The 17,505-nt window shown below is 62.1% G+C and carries 11 protein-coding genes and 1 tRNA gene; 4 read left to right on the forward strand and 8 right to left on the reverse strand.

Features of this window, described 5'->3' with window-relative positions; all coding sequences use genetic code 11:
- The first annotated feature begins 21 nt into the window (after positions 1-21).
- Positions 22-1,485 (forward strand): betaine-aldehyde dehydrogenase, encoded by a 1,464-nt coding sequence (gene betB, locus NKJ09_RS12900; RefSeq protein ID WP_023718435.1) that lies wholly within the window; start codon positions 22-24, stop codon positions 1,483-1,485.
- Here the strand turns inward: betB and NKJ09_RS12905 are convergent.
- Complete coding sequence (locus NKJ09_RS12905) at positions 1,449-3,719, reverse strand: AGE family epimerase/isomerase (RefSeq protein ID WP_023718436.1); 2,271 nt, start codon at positions 3,717-3,719, stop codon at positions 1,449-1,451. The two genes, betB and NKJ09_RS12905, sit on opposite strands and share 37 nt — an antisense overlap.
- A 15-nt stretch (positions 3,720-3,734) precedes the next feature.
- A complete protein-coding gene (locus tag NKJ09_RS12910) occupies positions 3,735-5,249 on the reverse strand; it encodes a phosphomannomutase/phosphoglucomutase (RefSeq protein WP_502895881.1) in 1,515 nt (504 codons plus the stop codon).
- Positions 5,250-5,454: 205 nt separating this feature from the next.
- Here NKJ09_RS12910 and NKJ09_RS12915 point away from each other — a divergent pair.
- A tRNA-Pro gene (locus tag NKJ09_RS12915) sits at positions 5,455-5,531 on the forward strand.
- A 70-nt stretch (positions 5,532-5,601) separates the two neighbouring features.
- On the opposite strand, the gene NKJ09_RS12920 is transcribed toward NKJ09_RS12915, so the two are convergent.
- The 4 genes from NKJ09_RS12920 to NKJ09_RS12935 form a co-directional block, all read right to left on the reverse strand.
- On the reverse strand, positions 5,602-7,221 hold the full coding sequence (locus NKJ09_RS12920; RefSeq protein WP_023718438.1) for an ABC transporter ATP-binding protein: 1,620 nt from the start codon (positions 7,219-7,221) through the stop codon (positions 5,602-5,604).
- A gap of 1 nt (position 7,222) precedes the next feature.
- Positions 7,223-8,341: an ABC transporter permease gene (locus NKJ09_RS12925; protein WP_023718439.1), complete on the reverse strand. Its 1,119-nt coding sequence runs from the start codon at positions 8,339-8,341 to the stop codon at positions 7,223-7,225.
- On the reverse strand, positions 8,334-9,257 hold the full coding sequence (locus NKJ09_RS12930) for an ABC transporter permease subunit (protein ID WP_352762835.1): 924 nt from the start codon (positions 9,255-9,257) through the stop codon (positions 8,334-8,336). Before NKJ09_RS12930 ends, NKJ09_RS12925 begins: the two co-directional genes overlap by 8 nt.
- Positions 9,258-9,423: 166 nt before the next feature.
- On the reverse strand, positions 9,424-11,016 hold the full coding sequence (locus tag NKJ09_RS12935) for a peptide ABC transporter substrate-binding protein (RefSeq protein ID WP_023718441.1): 1,593 nt from the start codon (positions 11,014-11,016) through the stop codon (positions 9,424-9,426).
- A 373-nt stretch (positions 11,017-11,389) separates the two neighbouring features.
- Here NKJ09_RS12935 and NKJ09_RS12940 point away from each other — a divergent pair, with 373 nt between their 5' ends.
- Positions 11,390-11,869, forward strand: a complete 480-nt coding sequence (locus NKJ09_RS12940) for a TadE family protein (RefSeq protein ID WP_084642568.1) — start codon at positions 11,390-11,392, stop codon at positions 11,867-11,869.
- Between the two features lies 1 nt (position 11,870).
- Entirely contained in the window at positions 11,871-13,655 is a 1,785-nt protein-coding gene (locus NKJ09_RS12945) for a pilus assembly protein TadG-related protein (protein WP_023718443.1), read from the forward strand.
- Between the two features lie 13 nt (positions 13,656-13,668).
- Here the strand turns inward: NKJ09_RS12945 and bglA are convergent, their stop codons facing one another.
- Both bglA and glgX read right to left on the reverse strand, forming a co-directional pair.
- Positions 13,669-15,297: a beta-galactosidase BglA gene (gene bglA / locus NKJ09_RS12950; RefSeq protein WP_023718444.1), complete on the reverse strand. Its 1,629-nt coding sequence runs from the start codon at positions 15,295-15,297 to the stop codon at positions 13,669-13,671.
- Positions 15,287-17,290, reverse strand: coding sequence for a glycogen debranching protein GlgX (gene glgX / locus NKJ09_RS12955; RefSeq protein WP_352515685.1), 2,004 nt, complete (start codon positions 17,288-17,290; stop codon positions 15,287-15,289). The genes bglA and glgX overlap by 11 nt, the downstream gene beginning before the upstream one ends.
- Positions 17,291-17,505: the final 215 nt, after the last annotated feature.

Here is a 17,505-nt window from a genome sequence, read left to right on the forward strand (position 1 = left end):
AAAGACGATTGGAGAACAGTCATGCGCGCCCAGCCAACGGCATCGCATTATGTCAACGGCCGCTATATCGACGACGAGCGCGGCGCGCCGCTGCCGGTCATCTATCCGGCGACCGGCGAGACCATTGCCATGCTGCGCTCGGCGACGCCGAACGTGCTTGAACTCGCGATCGAAGCCGCGCGTGCGGCACAGCCGGCCTGGGCACGGCTGAAGCCGGTCGAGCGCGGCCGCATACTGCGCCGTGCCGCCGACATTTTGCGCGCCCGCAATGCCGATTTGGCGCGTATCGAGACGCTCGACACCGGCAAGCCGATCCAGGAGACGCTGGTTGCGGACGCCCCTTCGGCGGCGGATTGCCTCGAATATTTCGGCGGCGCGGTCGCCGCCTTTAATGGCGAGGCCGTCGATCTCGGCGGTCCCTTTGCCTATACCAGGCGCGAGGCGCTCGGCGTCTGCGTCGGCATCGGCGCGTGGAACTACCCGATCCAGATCGCCGGCTGGAAATCCGCACCCGCCCTCGCCATGGGCAATGCGATGGTGTTCAAACCGTCGGAAAACACGCCGCTTTCAGCGCTGGCGCTCGCCGAAATCTACACCGAGGCCGGGCTGCCCGACGGGCTGTTCAATGTCGTGCAAGGTTTTGGCGATGTCGGCGCCGGCCTTGTCGGCCATGAGGTCGTCGCCAAAGTCTCGGTGACCGGCTCAGTGCCGACCGGCCGCAAGGTGCTGTCGCTCGCCGGCTCGAAGATGAAGCACGCGACGATGGAGCTCGGCGGCAAGTCGCCGCTGATCGTCTTCGAAGACGCCAACCTCGAAAACGCCATCGGCGGCGCGATGCTCGGCAATTTCTATTCGACCGGTCAGATCTGCTCCAACGGCACACGGGTCTTCGTGCAGCGCAGCATCCATGACCGTTTCGTCGAAAGGCTGACCGAGCGGACCAAGAAAATCCGCATCGGTGACCCGCTCGACCAGGACACGCAGATGGGGCCGCTGGTCTCGAAGGCGCAGCACGACAAGGTCGTCTCATACATCGAGGCCGGCAAGCAGGATGGTGCGGTGCTCGCCTGCGGCGGCAATGTGCCTTCGCTGCAGGGTTTTCAGGGCGGCTTCTTCGTCGAGCCGACGGTGTTCACCGGTGTCACCGACACGATGCGCATCGCCCGCGAGGAGATTTTCGGGCCTGTCATGAGCGTGCTGAAGTTCGACAGCGAGGACGAGGTGATCGAGCGCGCCAACGACACCGAATTCGGCCTCGCTGCAGGCGTGTTCACGCGCGACCTGGCGCGCGCCCACCGTGTCATCGCCGAATTGCAGGCCGGCACCTGCTGGATCAACGCCTACAATCTGACGCCGGTCGAAATCCCGTTCGGCGGCTTCAAGCAGTCCGGCATCGGCCGCGAGAATTCGCTCGCGGCATTGGCACTCTATTCGCAGCTAAAGTCGGTCTACGTCGAGACCGGTGATGTCGCCAGCCCGTACTGATCCTTGCGGGCCGTACCGTCCAGATACTGCGTCAGCGCACAGACCAGATGGTAGAAGATGCTGGCCGGCACCTCGCTTGCCAGCGAGCGGCCACGCTCGTCGATGCGGTCGATCCACAGGCCGAGCGGTGCCGGATTGATGTGCCAGCGGAACAGCCGGCCGACACGCGCCTCGATTTCCGGCTTCAGGTCGGGACCGCCCGAGCCGTCCAGCGCGATCGCTGCCTTGATTGCTTCGGCCTGCGGCCAACTGCGCGAGACGCGGTCGAGCGGCAGCCCTTGCCGCGAGACGGCGCCGTAGGCGAGGCCTGTGGCGCGGTTCAGGCCATTGGCAATCGCCGACGCGTAGAGTTTCCTGGCGAGGCCGGTCAAGCCGCTTTGGCCGCTGCGGCCCGCGAAGTCGACCAGCAGCGAGGCCCATTCGAAATGATGGCCCGGTTCGGTCCACGTGCCTTTCTCGCCAGGGGCTGGCCGCCATTCATTGTCGAAATACTCACCCAGCGTCCAGCTTTCCGGGTCGAAGAAATGGCTGCGGAACAGATCGACGATGCGCGCGGCGCGGCGAAGATAGGCGCGCTCGCCGGTCGCCTGATGCCAGGCCAAAAACGCCTCGAGCAGATGCATGTGCGGGTTGGAGCGGCGTTCGCCCTCGCCGCTCGAGGTCTCGCGGAAGCCGGTCAGGCGTTCGTCCTCGAGATGCGCGTCGATGAACGCAAAGGTCTCCTCGCCAAGCCGCAATGCATCCGGATTGCCGCACATATGGGCATGCGCCAGCGCCAGAAGCACGCAGGAATGGTCATAGGCATCCTCGGCGGCATCGGCGACGGTGCCGTCGACGTTGAGCGTGCGCACCCAGCCGCCATTATCGGTGCGGCCGTTCCTGGCCATGAATTCGAGGCCGTGGCTAATCAGCCGATCGGCCGGGCCGTTCCAGCCGCGCGCCTTGGCGACGGCGAAGGCATAGATCTGCCTGGCCTGCGTGCGCATGCGCTTGGGTTTCATCAGCGGGGTGGCGTCGAAACCGAGCGCCTCATGGAACCCGCCATGGCGCTCATCGACGCCGATCGTCGACCACAGCGGCACCGTCTCCTCGAACAGCCAATGGTGCACGCGGCGTTGCCAGGCGCCGCTTTCGATGACGCGATCGTCGGCGGGCGTGAACCTGGTCTCCAGGCGGCCGCTCTTTTCGAGCTGCTCGACGATCTTCTTGACGTTCTGGCTGTGGCTGACCGGCGCGACGAAAGTGGCGTCGGCGGTCGAGACGATGGCGACGTCCTTCAGGCCAATGGCCGACAGCAGGCGGCCGTCGCTGCGGATATAGGAGTTCTCGCAATCGATGGCGACGACGTCGCCGACAATGACGTTGCCCTGCTTGTCGGACGGCCCGACATCGAGCAGCGATTGCCAGGAACCGAGATCGTTCCAGCGAAAGCCGGCCGGCACCATGGCGATGCCGCTGGCGCGCTCCATGATCGCATAGTCGATCGATGTCGAAGGGATGGCGGCATAGAGCTCCAGAGGCATGTAGAGGCCGGAAAGATCCGATGTCGCAGCCTGGTAGGCAGCCTCTGTGGCGCTCCAGATGTCTGGCTGGAAAGCCATGAACGCGTCGCGCATGGCACTGGCGCGAAACAGGAAGATGCCGGTGTTCCAGTAGAAATTGCCGGCCTCAAGATAGCTCTGCGCGGTGGCGAGATCGGGTTTTTCGACGAAACGCGAGACATCGCAGATGCCATCGCGCTCGCCGGCCACCTCGATGTAGCCATACCCGGTCTCCGGTTGGGTGGGCTTGATGCCGAACACCACCAGCCTGCCTTCGCGCGCCGCCGCCGTGCCGGCCTCGACGCTCCGCCAGAATTGCTGCGCGGTCGCGATCTCATGGTCGGACGGCACCACCAGCACCAGGCTGTCGCCGAATTCGGACAAAGTGCGCAGGCTTGCCAAAGCGACGGCCGCGGCAGTGTTGCGTCCGGTCGGCTCGAACAGCGGGCCGCCGCCGGAAAGCTCGTGGCCGGCAATGTCGGCATGAACGCGGTCGGCGTGCCTTTCCGAGGCAATCAGGAAAACCGGCGTTTCGCCTTCCGGCCGCGCAGTCAGCCGGCGTAGCGTCTTGGCCAGCATCGAGCCGTCGCCGGAGAAATCATGGAACTGCTTGGGATTGTCCTCGCGCGACAGCGGCCACAGCCGCGAGCCGATGCCGCCGCTCATCACAAAACTGACGATCCGTTCGGTCATGAAAATAAGTCCCGCTCAAAAGGTCTGATTGTAGGCGCCGACTTCCGGGCTGCGGCGCAGCACCGCGTCGACGGCTTCGAACATCTGGCGACGCCGCTCGGACGATACCGGGCTTTCGACCACCACCACAAGCTCCGGCTTGTTCGATGATGCCCGCACCAGCCCCCAAGTACCATCCTCCGCCACGACCCTGACGCCGTTGACGGTGATCAGCTCGGCGATCTTCTGGCCGGCGAAGACTGCGCCCTCGTCCTTCATCTTGCGAACATCGCCTACGACCCGCTCGACGACGCCGTATTTGAGCTCGTCGGCGCAGTGTGGCGACATGGTCGGCGTGCCGAACGTCAGCGGCAGATCGCGGTAGAGGTCGGCCATGCTGCTTTGCGGGCTGCGATCCAGCATCTGGCATATAGCAATGGCCGTGACCAGGCCATCGTCATAACCGCGGCCAATCGGCGGATTGAAGAAGAAGTGGCCCGATTTCTCAAAACCGGCGACAGCGCCGAGCTCGGCGACGCGCCGTTTGATGTAGGAATGACCGGTTTTCCAATAGTCGGTGACCGCGCCATTTTCCCGCAACACCTTGTCGGTCATGAACAATCCGGTCGACTTGACGTCGACGACGAAAGTCGAGCCGGGATAGAGGTGTGAGATGTCGCGCGCAAGCATGACGCCGACCTTGTCGGCGAAGATCTCGTTGCCTTCATTGTCGACCACGCCGCAGCGGTCGCCGTCGCCGTCGAAGCCGAGCCCAACATCGGCGCCAGTTTCCAGCACCTTGTCGCGAATGGCGTGCAGCATCTTCATGTCTTCGGGGTTGGGATTGTAATTCGGAAACGTATGATCGAGCGCGACGTCGAGCGGAATCACCTCGCAGCCGATCCTTTTCAGTGCCTCGGGAGCGAAAGCCCCGGCGGTGCCGTTGCCGCAGGCGGCCACCACCTTGAGCTTCCTCGAGATACGCTTTCCCGCTGTCAGATCGTCGAGGTAGGTTTTGCGGAAATCCGCAACGAAGTCATAGGAGCCGCCACCGACAAGGTCGAAATCGCCTGAGAGCACGATCGCCTTCAGCGCGCTCATCTCCTCCGTACCAAAAGTCAGCGGGCGCGCCGCGCCCATCTTGACGCCGGTCCAGCCATTCTCGTTATGCGAGGCGGTGACCATGGCGACGGACGGCGTGTCGAGCGCGAATTGGGCGAAATAGGCCATCGGCGACAAGGCCAGCCCGACATCCTTGACCCGCGCGCCGGCGGCCATCAGCCCGGAAACCAGCGCCAGCTTGATGGCAAGCGAATAAGAGCGGAAATCGTGACCGGTGACGATGTCGGGTCCGGCACCCAGACGGCGGATCAGCGTGCCGAGCCCCATGCCGAGCGCCTGGACGCCGATCAGATTGAGCTCCGGCGGCTCGTTCGAACCGGGATGGCCAAACCACCAGCGCGCATCATATTCGCGAAACCCGGATGGCTTGATCAACGCCGAGGTTTCGAACTCAAAAGTGTTTGGTTTGACATCGCTAACGATCTTCATCGACAAGGCTGCAACTCCAGGCGGCTGAATCAGATGCTTCGAGGCAAGTGGACGGTTACCTAGAAGCCCCTTTAAGCCGTGTTTGTGCGACAGGAAACTGAAACCTGTATGACGTAGCGGCTAAAGCGAAAGAAATGCGACGGAAGCGCTGCCATTGGCGCTTGCAGTAACCAAATGCGGCGGCTATAAGCCCGCGGTCTGGTCACGGAGTGTAGCGCAGCCTGGTAGCGCACATCGTTCGGGACGATGGGGTCGCAGGTTCAAATCCTGCCACTCCGACCAGAAAAAACAGCGGCTTAGCTGTTCTTGTTCCCGAAACAACCACCTTCCGCCGCAGTTCTGACCAATCGCGCTATGCGCTCAGGCGAAATCGCGTCACATCGATGGCCGCGGCCATCAGTGTCTGCGTATAGGTTGCCTGCGGATTGCTGAAGATCGCCTCGGACGGCCCCTCCTCGACGATCTTGCCCTGCTTCATGACGATGATGTAGTCGGCCATGGCGCGCACGACCGCGAGATCGTGGCTGATGAACAGATAGGACAGTTCGTGGTCGGCCTGCAGCTTGCGCAGCAATTCGACGATCTGCTTCTGCACGGAGCGGTCCAGCGCCGAGGTCGGCTCGTCCAGCACCACCACTTTCGGCTTCAGTATCATGGCGCGCGCAATGGCGATGCGCTGCCGCTGACCACCGGAGAATTCGTGCGGATAGCGGTTGCGCGTGTTCGGGTCGAGCCCGACTTCGAGCAAGGCATCGACGGCGCGGAGATCGCGCTGCCTGCCCGACAGATTGGGCTCGTGGACCAGGAGCCCTTCGGTGATGATCTGGCCGACGGTCATGCGCGGCGACAGCGAGCCGAACGGGTCCTGGAAGACCAGCTGCAATTCGCGCCGCAGCGGCCGCATCGCCTGGCGGTCGGCGTGGGAGATGTCGCGGTCGCCAAGCCGGATGATGCCGTCGCTGGGCAGGAGCCGCAGCAAGGCGCGGCCGAGCGTCGACTTTCCCGAACCGGATTCGCCGACGATGCCGATGGTCTGGTTGCGCTTCAGCCGGATCGAAATGCTATCGACAGCGCGCAATATCAGCGGTTCTCCACCAAGAAAGCCGCCGCCGATCTTGAAGGTCACTTCGACGTTCCTGCCTTCGAGCAGGACGGGGGCATTCGGAGGCGGCGGGGCCTTGGTGCCGGTCGGCTCGGCGGCAAGCAACATCTTGGTGTAGGCGTGCTGCGGGTTGACGAAGATTGCTTCCGCCTCGCCCTCCTCGACGACCTCGCCATAGCGCATCACATAGACCCGGTCGGCAAAGCGCCTGACGATTCCGAGATCGTGGGTGATGAAGACGATCGCCATGCCGAGCTTGCGCTGCAGTTCGGCGAGCAGCATGAGGATCTGCGCCTGGATGGTCACGTCGAGCGCCGTCGTCGGCTCGTCGGCGATCAATATGTCGGGGTCATTGGCCAGCGCCATGGCAATCATGACGCGCTGGCGCTGACCGCCCGACATCTCGTGCGGATAGGATTTCATCCGCCGCTCCGGATCTGGAATATGGACCAGCCGCAGCAGCTTGAGCGCCTCTTCGCGCGCCTCGGCGGCGCCAAGCCCGCGATGCTTGCGGATCGGTTCGATCAACTGGCTACCGATCGAATAGAGCGGGTCGAGCGAAGTCATCGGCTCCTGGAAGATCATGCTGATCTTGCGGCCGCGGATCTTGTTGAGCTCGGGCTTGCTCAGGGTCAAAAGATTGCGGCCGCGGTAGTCGACGCTCCCGGTGGCTTCGCCGTTCGAGGCCAGCAGGCTCATCGCCGCCATCATCGTCTGGCTCTTGCCGGAGCCGGATTCGCCGACGACGGCTACCGTCTCGCCTGATTTAACATGGATATTGATGCCCTTCACCGCCTCCACCACGCCGTCGAGCGTGCGGAAGCGGACGCGAAGATCCTTGACGCTGAGAATGGTTTCGGAAGCAGCCATCTCAACGATCCCTCGGGTCGAGCGCGTCGCGCAGCCCATCGCCGACGAAATTCAGCGCGAACAATGTCGAGACGAGAAAGAAGGCCGGGAACAAAAGCAGCCAGTTGGCCGAGCCGATATTCTGGGCGCCGACCGAAATCAGCACGCCCCAGCTGGTCATCGGCTCCTGGACGCCGAGCCCGAGGAACGACAAAAAACTCTCCAGGATGATGACCTGCGGCACCAGCAGCGTCATGTAGATCACCACCGGCCCGAGCAAATTGGGGATCACATGGCGCAGCAGAATGCCGCGCTGCCCGACGCCCATCGCCTCCGCCGCCTGGACATATTCCTGCCGGCGGATCGATAGCGCCTGTCCGCGCACGATGCGCGCCATGTCGAGCCACAGCACGGCGCCGACGGCCAGGAACATCAGCACGAAGTTCCTGCCGAAGAACACCACCAGCATGATGACGAAGAAGATGAACGGCAAAGAATAAAGCACGTCGACGATACGCATCATCACCTCGTCGACCCTGCCGCCGGCAAAGCCGGCGGTGGCGCCATAGAGCACGCCGATCACCACCGCCACAATGCCGGCAAGCAGGCCGATGGCCAGCGATATGCGCCCGGCCATCAGCGTTCGCGACAGGAGATCGCGGCCGGTATTGTCGGTGCCGAACAGGAAATATTGCTGCTTGATCGATGCACTCATCACCATTTCGAGACCGTCCGGCGATTTGCTCTCGATCTTTGTGTCATCGAAGGTATCGGAACGATCAAGGTAGCGAATGTTGCGGTCGTCGATCGGCTTGGACGATCTGACGGTAACGAACACACGGCTGCCCTCCTGCCGCCACTCCTTGATGTCGACGCGCATACGCCTGATCGCCTCGTCGAGAGCGCCTTCGATCATGTCGGCCTTTGGATAGGCGGAGAAGCTCGGCGGCGTGCGGACGTAGTCGCCATAGATGGTGGTGTATTGGTGCGGCACGAAAGAGGGTCCAAACACGCTGATGACGGCGATGAAGGCAAGATAATAGAGGCTGAACATGGCCGCGCGGTTGGCCTTGAGGCGCGCCCACGCATCCCCCCACAGGGATCGGCCGACGACCGGTGCTGCAACTGCGATATCAGTCATAGCGCACCCTCGGATCAACGACACCATAGAGGACGTCGACGATCAGGTTGAAGACAATGGTGAAGAGCGCGATGACCACCACCGTCCCCATCACCAGTGTGTAGTCGCGATTGAGTGCGGCAACGACAAAATGGCGGCCGATGCCCGGGATAGAGAAGATGGTCTCGACGATGATCGAGCCGGTGAGAAGGGCTGCGGCCGCCGGACCGGTGAAGGAGACGATCGGCAGGATGGCGCCGCGCAGCGCATGCTTGACGACGACCGACCAGTTCGACAACCCAAGCGCGCGGGCGGTGCGGATGTGATGCGAGTGCAGCGATTCGATCATCGAGCCGCGCATCAATCGAGCGACGACGGCGATCTGCGGCAGAGCGAGCGTCAGCACCGGGCCGACCTTATTGATGACGGCTCCATCGCCCCAGCCGCCGATCGGCAGCAGCTTCCAGGTCAATCCGAATACAAGCTGGATCACCGGAGCGATGACGAAGGTCGGAATGGTGCTGCCGGCGGTCGCCAACGCGATCACCGAATAGTCGGCAAGCTTGTTCTGGTTGAGCGCGGCAACAGTGCCGAGCACGCTGCCGAGAAGCAGCGCCAGAACGAGCGCCGAAGCGCCGAGTTGGATCGAGATAGGCAGGCCTTCCCTGAACAACTCGCCGACGGTGAAATCCGGCATGTTGTAGCTGGGGCCGAAATTGCCGCGCAGAAGATTGCCTAAATAATGGAGGTACTGCAGCCAGAGCGGGTCGTTGAGCCCGAACTGGGCTTCGAGATTGGCCCTGATCTCGGGGCTCAGGCCCCGCTCCTGGTTGAACGGGCCGCCCGGCGCGACGCGTATCAGGAAGAACGCTATGGTCACGATGACGAACAGCGTCGGGATGGCGGTCAGCAGCCGCCGAAATACGTAACGCAGCATCGGTGCCCCGCTTGATCCAGAGCAGCGCGCGTCCAACTGGACGATTGCGCTCTAGCCTTCAAATCTTCGCACCGACATTGTCGAAAATCGAATCCGGTTCCCGGGCCGATGCGATGGCAAACCAGCGCCGCCGCGCATCGAGTTGCGCGGCGGCCTGGCTAAGGGATCAGTCCTTGCTGATGAAGCGGGACGGATGGATGTCCATCACATTGTCGTCGAAGCCGTGCAGCTTCGAGGAAACGATGTCGTGGTAGCTGTAGTAGAGAAGCGGGATGTTACCGACATCGTCGACGAGGATGCGCTCGGCCTTGGCGAGTTCCTTCATGCGCTCTTCGGGCTTGCCGCCGGCGGCGGCGGCCTTGTCCATGGCCTCTTCGTATTTCGGGCTGACGTAGCTCGAATAGTTGTTGCCGCTGGCCTTGCGGGTGATGCCAAGGAAGGTTTCCGGATCCTTGTAGTCGGCGATCCACGCGGCACGCGCCACATCATAGTCGCCCTTCTGCTCAAGGAAGGAGTAGTGGGTCTTGGTATCGGTGTTGAGCAGCGTGACCTCGACGCCAAGCGGCTTCAGCTGTTCCTGGATGGCGACAGCGGTGTTCTTGTGGTTTTCCGAGGTGTTGTAGCGGATCTGCATCTTCAACGGATGCTCGGGCGTATAGCCGAGCTTCTCCAGGATTTTCTTGGCTTCATCCTCGCGGTCGATCTGCGGCATGTCAGCGTATTTGGCCAGTGCCGGCGTGTAGCCCTCGATGCCCGGAGGCACCATCGAATAGCCGGGCAGCATCGAATTCTGCCAGACTTTTTCGGCGAGAAAGTCGCGATCGATCGCCATCGAGATGGCGTTGCGCAGTTCGACATTGTCCCACGGCGCCTTGTCGGTCTTGATCGCATAATAGTAGGTGCCGAGATATGGCCCGACACGGACCTGGTCGCCGAATTTGGACTTGAGATCGGCGAGCTGTTCCGTCGGCAGGTCACCGTAACTGTCGAATTCGCCGGCCTCGAAGCGCTTCATCGCAGACGAGCGATCCTCGGTCGGGATGTAGTTGACCACGTCTAACTTGACGCTGGCGGCGTCCCAGAATTTCGGATTCTTCACCAGCTTGAGATGGTCGTTGGGAATCCACTCCGCCGCTGTAAAGGCCCCGTTGGAGACCAGCTTGCCTGCCTTGATCCAGTCGGCGCCAAGCTTTTCGATGGACGCCTTGTTAACCGGAAAGGTCGCCTGATGGGTCAGCATCTCCAGGAAGTAAGGCGTTGGCGCCTTGAGGGTGACTTCGAGGGTATTTGCGTCAATCGCCTTGACGCCCATATCCTCCGGCTTTCCCTTCTTGGTGTTGACTTCCTCGGCACCCTTCACCGGATAGAGCATGGAAGCGTATTCGGCAGCGGTGGCCGGATCTTCCAGCCGACGGAACGAATAAACGAAGTCGTCCGCCGTCACCGGGCTGCCATCCGACCAGAGGCCGTCCTTGCGCAGCTTGAAGGTGTAGACAGTGCCGTCGTCGGACACCGTCCAGCTTTCGGCTGCGCCCGGAATGAGGTTCGTCTTCTGGTCATGCATGACGAGGCCCTGGAACAGGTCGCGTATGATATCGGCTTCGTAGACCGTCGAGGTCTTGTGCGGATCGAGCGTCTCCGCTTCGGCGGCGGCTCCGCGGTTGTAGACGGTTTCGGCGAAAGCCGGCGTGTAGAACGTACCGGCGGCCAAGACCATGGTCGTGGCGAGTACCGTCGCCTTCAGCACATGTTTCAGCATGGAGTTCTCCCTAATGACGTCGCCCTTCAGCTACGTCTCTAAGTGTTGACGCCCCGAAACCGATTGGCTGGTTCCTTTCGAGCGCGCAGCCGGTTCCCTTTCCGGCAGCTGGTGGCCAAACAGTAACGTGGAGATTTTTTATTTCAACAGACTCTCGGGGTCACCCAAAGTAAGGGGGCCGGGGCAGCCGCTTTGCGAACCGCCAATCAATGATCGAAAGCATGAGTTTGGCTGGGTTTCCTGGCCAGAACGCCGATAATCTGGCTGATCATTTCAGTTTACCGGAATGTATTAATTGGTTCTTAGGCAACCAAGGGTTACAAATCCCGATGGGTTCGGCACATCGACCTTTATGGTCCAACGGGCAAGGGCAATGAACAAGATAGACAGTAATACTGTCACATTAAAGCGTAAAATATTGCGCCCAATAAGGGCAAATCTACGCAAAATTGGAGAAGAATCCGGAACTTCCGCGGTCGAATTCGCCCTGCTTTCCCCGATCTTTATCCTGCTCGTACTCGGAATGGTTGCATATGGTATCTATTTTGGTGCAAGCAACTCGTTGCAGCAAATCGCCGCCGATGCCGCCCGTACTGCAATTGCCGGATTGAACCAAACCGAGCGCCAGGCGCTGGTGGCGGGTTTCGTCAAAAACAATGCCAGTGGATACCCGTTCGTCGATTCCGGCAAGCTGACCTATCAGGCGACGGACAGCACGGCCGACGGAAATCAGTTCGTCGTGTCGATCCAGTACGATGCCAGCAACCTGCCGATCTGGAACCTGTTGCCCAGCCTTGCGATGCCGCAAACCACGATCTCGCGCAGGTCTACCATCAGGATTGGAGGCATTTGAAATGTCGCAGTTCTTGCTGAGGGGCATCGGGCGGATCGCTCGCTCCATCGTTGGCGACAAGAAGGCGAACTTTGCCGTCATGACTGCGCTGATAGCGCCATTCGCGCTGGGGCTGGCGGCCTTCGCTGTCGACGAAGGTTCGATCTACACGGAGCGCAGGGAAGCCCAGGCGATGACCGATCTGGCGGCGATCACCGCGGCGTCGAACATCAACAATATGGAAGCCGCGGCGGTAACCACGCTCAGTGACAACCGAATGCCCGGCATCATTGTTCAAAAGCCGGGTGAGACAATCGTTCCCACGGTTGGGAAAACCGTCGTGTCCGTCACCGGCGGCCGATACTCAGCGGCGTCCTCGGTCGGGGTCGACAAGCGCTTCGAAGCCGGTAAAACGCCTTACAACGCCGTTCGCGTCACTCTACACAAAATCCCCGCCCGGTATTTCGCCAGTTCGCTCATCCCTACTCCGGTTGTCGGCACCGAAGCCATTGCCAGCATGACGCCGCAAGCGATGTTCTCGGTCGGATCCAGGCTTCTCAGCGTCAACGGCGGCATCCTCAACGCGCTTCTCAGTAAGCTGCTGGGCGGAAACATCTCGCTCAGCGTCATGGACTACAACGCGCTGATTTCGGCCGACGTCAACGTGCTTTCGTTCGTCGATGCCCTTGCGGTGCAGTTGCAACTGACCGGCGTCAGCTATTCCGAAGTGCTGGCCTCGAAAGCGACGGTAGGCCAGATCGCGACCGCCATGGCCAATGCTTCGGGGACGGGCAGCGCCAGCAAACTTGTCCTACAGACAATCGCGTCGAGGGCTACCAACACGGCCAAGATACCGCTCAATCATCTTGTCGACCTTGGTTCGATCGGCAAGCTCGGCCTCGGACAAAAGTCTCCAGGCTTTTCCGTCGACGCAAGCGCGATGGGCATGCTGGGTGCCGCCGCCTCGCTGGCCAATGGCTCAAACCAGGTCCAGGTCGATCTCGGCGCCACTATTCCGGGACTTACCTCCACCACGCTCGCCGTCGCCATCGGTGAACCGATGCAATATTCACCCTGGCTGGCCGTCGGGGAAAAAGGCACCGTGGTGCGCACTGCGCAGACACGAATCAAGCTGGTCACCACAGTCGGCATCGGCAATTCCAATCTCGGCGGCGGCATCAGTCTGCTGTCCGTCAACCTGCCTCTGCATGTCGAAGTCGCCTATGCGGAAGCCAAACTAACCGACATCAGCTGCCCGACGGGCCGGCCGGATAGCATCAAGGTCTCGATCGCCGCGCAGCCTGGCGTGGCCTCGCTGCACCTTGCCGCCAGCGACGCCGACAACAACCCATCGGCCTTCGCCGATTTCAGCAATCCGCAATCGTTCTCCGATGCCACGATTGCACAGGTAAGCGTGAAGCTCCTGCTGCTCACCCTCAATCTGCTCGATGTGAAGGGTTCTTCAGCACTTGCGATCACCAACAACGATCCGACCACATTGACGTTCGACAGCACCGATATCGCCAACAAGACGATAAAGACGGTTTCGACGAAGAACCTGACGCAATCGCTCACCACGTCACTGGTCAGCGGGCTGTCGCTCTCGGTCAATGCGCTGGGCCTCGGGCTGGACGTGACGGCTCTGCTCGGAACGGTGAAGCCGGCGGTGGTAACGGTTCTGAACGGCGTGACGGCGCCTGTCGACGCACTGGTTTATAACGTTCTTGCAGCGCTTGGCGTGCATGTCGGCGAGGCCGATGTCCGGGTTGTCGGCGCGACTTGCGGGCGCTCCGTACTCGTTCAATGAGATCAAATAGAGATCAGCCGATCCGGCCGAGAAAGCAGCCGAGCGGCGGCAGGGATAGAGCTCCTTCCTGCAAGACGCCGGTAGTACTGCCAAGATCTATCGGCTCTATCACATCCAGATCCGGCGGCGATTGCCAGCCGGCCGGCTCATCGGCAAAATTGAAGACGCAGAGCAGCTTTTCGTCACCGCCTTCGCGAATGAAGGCAAGGACGTCGCCCTCAGCATCGAGAAACCGGATCGAGCCTCGAACCAGCGCCGGATGCTGCTTGCGCAAGGCCAGCATCGCCCGGTAGCTCGCCAGGACGGAGGTTTGCTCGCCGTCCTGGACATCGACCGCGCGGGCGCGATGGTTTGCCGGGACCGGAAGCCACGGCTTGCCGGTTGAAAAGCCGGCATTATCGGCGCCAGCCTCCCAGACCATCGGCGTGCGGCACCCATCCCGCCCCTTGATCTCCGGCCAGAAGCGGATGCCGAAAGGATCGCGCAAATCCTCGAACGCCAGCTCGGCCTCCTCCAGCCCGAGCTCCTCGCCCTGATAGAGGCAGATCGACCCGCGCAGGCAAGAAAGCAGCACGATTGAGAATTTCGCCACCCTGTCCGGATCGCCGCCCGGCCTTGTCCAGCGGCTGACATGGCGCACGACATCGTGGTTGGAGAATGCCCAGCAAACCCAGCCGTCGAACACCGTACTCTCGAAGGCCTCGACACAACCGCGCACATGCGCCGCGGAGAATTGCGGGCCAAGCAGGTCGAACGTGTAGGACATTTGGAGCTTGTCGCCGCCGCCCGTGTAGGCGGCAAGCGTCTGCAACGAACGGCTTTCGTCACCAATCTCGCCGACCGCGGCGCGGCCTTCGTACTCGTCAAGCAACGCCCGGAAGCGCCTGAGAAAAGCAAGGTTTTCCGGCTGCGTCTTGTCGAACAGATGCTCCTGGTAAAAATAGGGGCTGGTTGCCGTATTGGTGCCGGCGACGCTTTCCGCCAAAGGCGGGTTGCTGCGGAGCCAGCGGTCGTGGACGTAATAGTTGACCGTATCCAGCCGGAAACCGTCGACGCCACGCTCGAGCCAGAACCGCACCGTTTCCAGCAAGGCGTCCTGCACCTGCGGATTGTGGAAATTCAGGTCCGGCTGCGAGGCGAGGAAATTATGCAGGTAATATTGCCTGCGCGTTGCGTCCCATTCCCAGGCGGGGCCGCCGAAAAGCGACAGCCAGTTGTTGGGCGCGGTGCCGTCGGGCTTCGCATCGGCCCAGACGTACCAGTCGGCCTTGGCGTTATCGCGGCTCGTTCGGCTTTCGACGAACCATTCGTGCCGATCCGACGAATGTGACAAGACCTGGTCGATGATCACTTTCAGGCCGAGCCGGTGCGCCTCTGCAATCAGCGCGTCGAAATCCTCTGATGTGCCGAACATCGGATCGACGGCGCAGTAATCCGATACGTCGTAGCCCATGTCGGCCATTGGCGACTTGAAGAAAGGCGACAGCCAAACGGCGTCGACACCGAGCGATGCGACATGGGCAAGCCTCGAGGTGATGCCGAGGAGATCGCCGCTACCGTCGCCTGTCGTGTCCTGGAAGGAGCGCGGGTAGATCTGGTAGATGACGCAGCCGCGCCACCATTCGGCATTGTCACCCATCATGGCTCTCCCCTGCGCCCGCCTGCGCGGCCCTGCTTTCGATCATGAATATGACCGTTCGCCCCAAAACCGGCCGTGAGATATCGCCACTATCCGTTTCGATGGCTGGGCACCAATGAAAACCCGCCCGTTCCGGCAGCGTGAACATGCAGGCCCGACGGTCACCATTGATGATCACGGCAAGGCGACCGTCCTCATCGCCGAGAACCATGACCAGCCGATGCCGCCTAGGATCGTGCCAGGCTGCTTCGTCGAGCGGCACGCCGGTTTCGCTCAGCCAGACGACGTCAGCTATTTCCGAGCCGGCCGCAGGCTCGCCGGTGAGAAAGCTTGCGTCCAAAAGCGCCGGCGCGGCACGACGCATCTTGGCGAGCAGAGCCGTGTACCGCTCCAGCGCCCGGTCGCGCCCGGCCCAGTCGAGCCAGGTGATGTCATTGTCCTGCGCGTAGGCGTTGTTGTTGCCGCGCTGCGTGCGGCCGAATTCGTCGCCGGCCGTCAGCATGATCGTGCCGCGCGAGGCAAAGAGCGTCGCCAGCAGTGCGCGTTGGTCATCGAAACGGGCCGTAACGATTGACTGGTCGTCGGTCTGGCCCTCGACGCCATTGTTCCAGGACAGGTTGTCGTCGTGGCCGTCGCGGTTTTGTTCGCCATTGGCCTCGTTGTGCTTGTGTTCATAGGCAACGATGTCGGCCAGTGTCATCCCGTCATGTGCGGCGATGAAATTGATGCTGCGGACCGTTGCCTGGCCTGGTTTGGCAAAGACATCGGACGACCCCGCAAGCCGCGTCGCCAGCGTACCGATCATGCCGCCGTCGCCGCGCCAGAAGCGGCGGATATCATCACGGTATTTGTCGTTCCATTCGAGGAAGGGCGGCGGAAAATTGCCGAGCTGATAGCCATCCGGTCCGATGTCCCAGGGCTCAGCGACCAGCACACGGTCGGCAAGAACTGGGTCGTTGCGAATGGCGTTCAGCAGCGGCGCATCGGCGTCGAAAACGCCGTCGACGCGGCCAAGGATCGGCGCCAGGTCAAAGCGGAACCCGTCGACACCGGCGTGCTGGACAAAGTGGCGAAGCGTGTCGAGGACCATTTCCCGGACGACCGGATGATCGCAGGCAACCATATTGCCGGTTCCGGTGTCATTGACCAGAGCGCCGTCGGCCTCGTGCCGGTAGTAGGCGCGGTTGTCGAGCCCGCGCAGCGACAATGTCGGGCCGAGCCGGTCGCTTTCGCCGGTGTGGTTGAACACCAGGTCGAGAATGGTACCGATGCCAGCCTCGCGCAGCGCGGCGACCGTTTCGCGCAGCTCAGCCAGACCGCCGGGCGCCAGTCGCGGATCCAGCGCCATGAAGGTCACGGGATTGTAGCCCCAGGCGTTGCCCAGCCCGAGCGGCGGCAAATGCCGTTCGTCGATCGATGCAGTCACCGGCATCAACTCCACGGCTGCAACGCCGAGTTTTTGCAGATGCTCGACAACAAGAGGATGAGCGAGGGCTGCAATGGTGCCGCGTTGCTTCTCGGGAATGTCGGGATGCAGCTTTGTGAAGGCGCGCACCTGCACCTCGTAGATGAGGCCGCCGGGCCTAAACAGAGGCGGCAAGGCGGGCAAGGGTTCCGGCAAGGCGCCGGCAATGGCCTTCGGCATCAGCGACGCCGTGTCGCCCCCCTCGCCCTGGCGTGCGGCGAGCCGGCCGTCATAGGCATAGGGTCTGTCGATCTCGACGGCATAGGGATCGGCCAGCAGCTTGTCGGGATCGAACCAGAGCCCCTGTTCCGGCGCGTAGTCGCCATCGGCGCGGAACCCGTATCGGGTGCCGGCGGCGAGACCGGCAACAAAAAGCGTATGCACGCCGTCGCCCTCGGGCTGCAGTTCAAGCCGGTCGATCTCGCGCCTTCCTCGCTCGTCGAAAATCGAGACCCAGATGCGCCGAGCCGACGAGGACCATACGGCGAAGCGAATGCCTTCTTTGGTGATGGTTGCGCCGAGTTGGCTCACGCGCGCTCACAGCAGCAGGTCGTAGACAGTTTGAGGCGTTGCCAGGTTAGCTCCCCCTTCTCCCCTTGTGGGAGAAGGTGTCGCCGAAGGCGACGGATGAGGGGTGCTCCAGCTTGGCGCGGACGGCATTCCTTCCAACACCCCTCATCCGTCTCGGCGCTTCGCGCCGATCCACCGCCCGGGGGCGAGCCACGGGTCTCGCCCCGTCCTTCGGA

Source organism: Mesorhizobium sp. M0189, assembly GCF_040322135.1.
Lineage (GTDB): Bacteria > Pseudomonadota > Alphaproteobacteria > Rhizobiales > Rhizobiaceae > Mesorhizobium.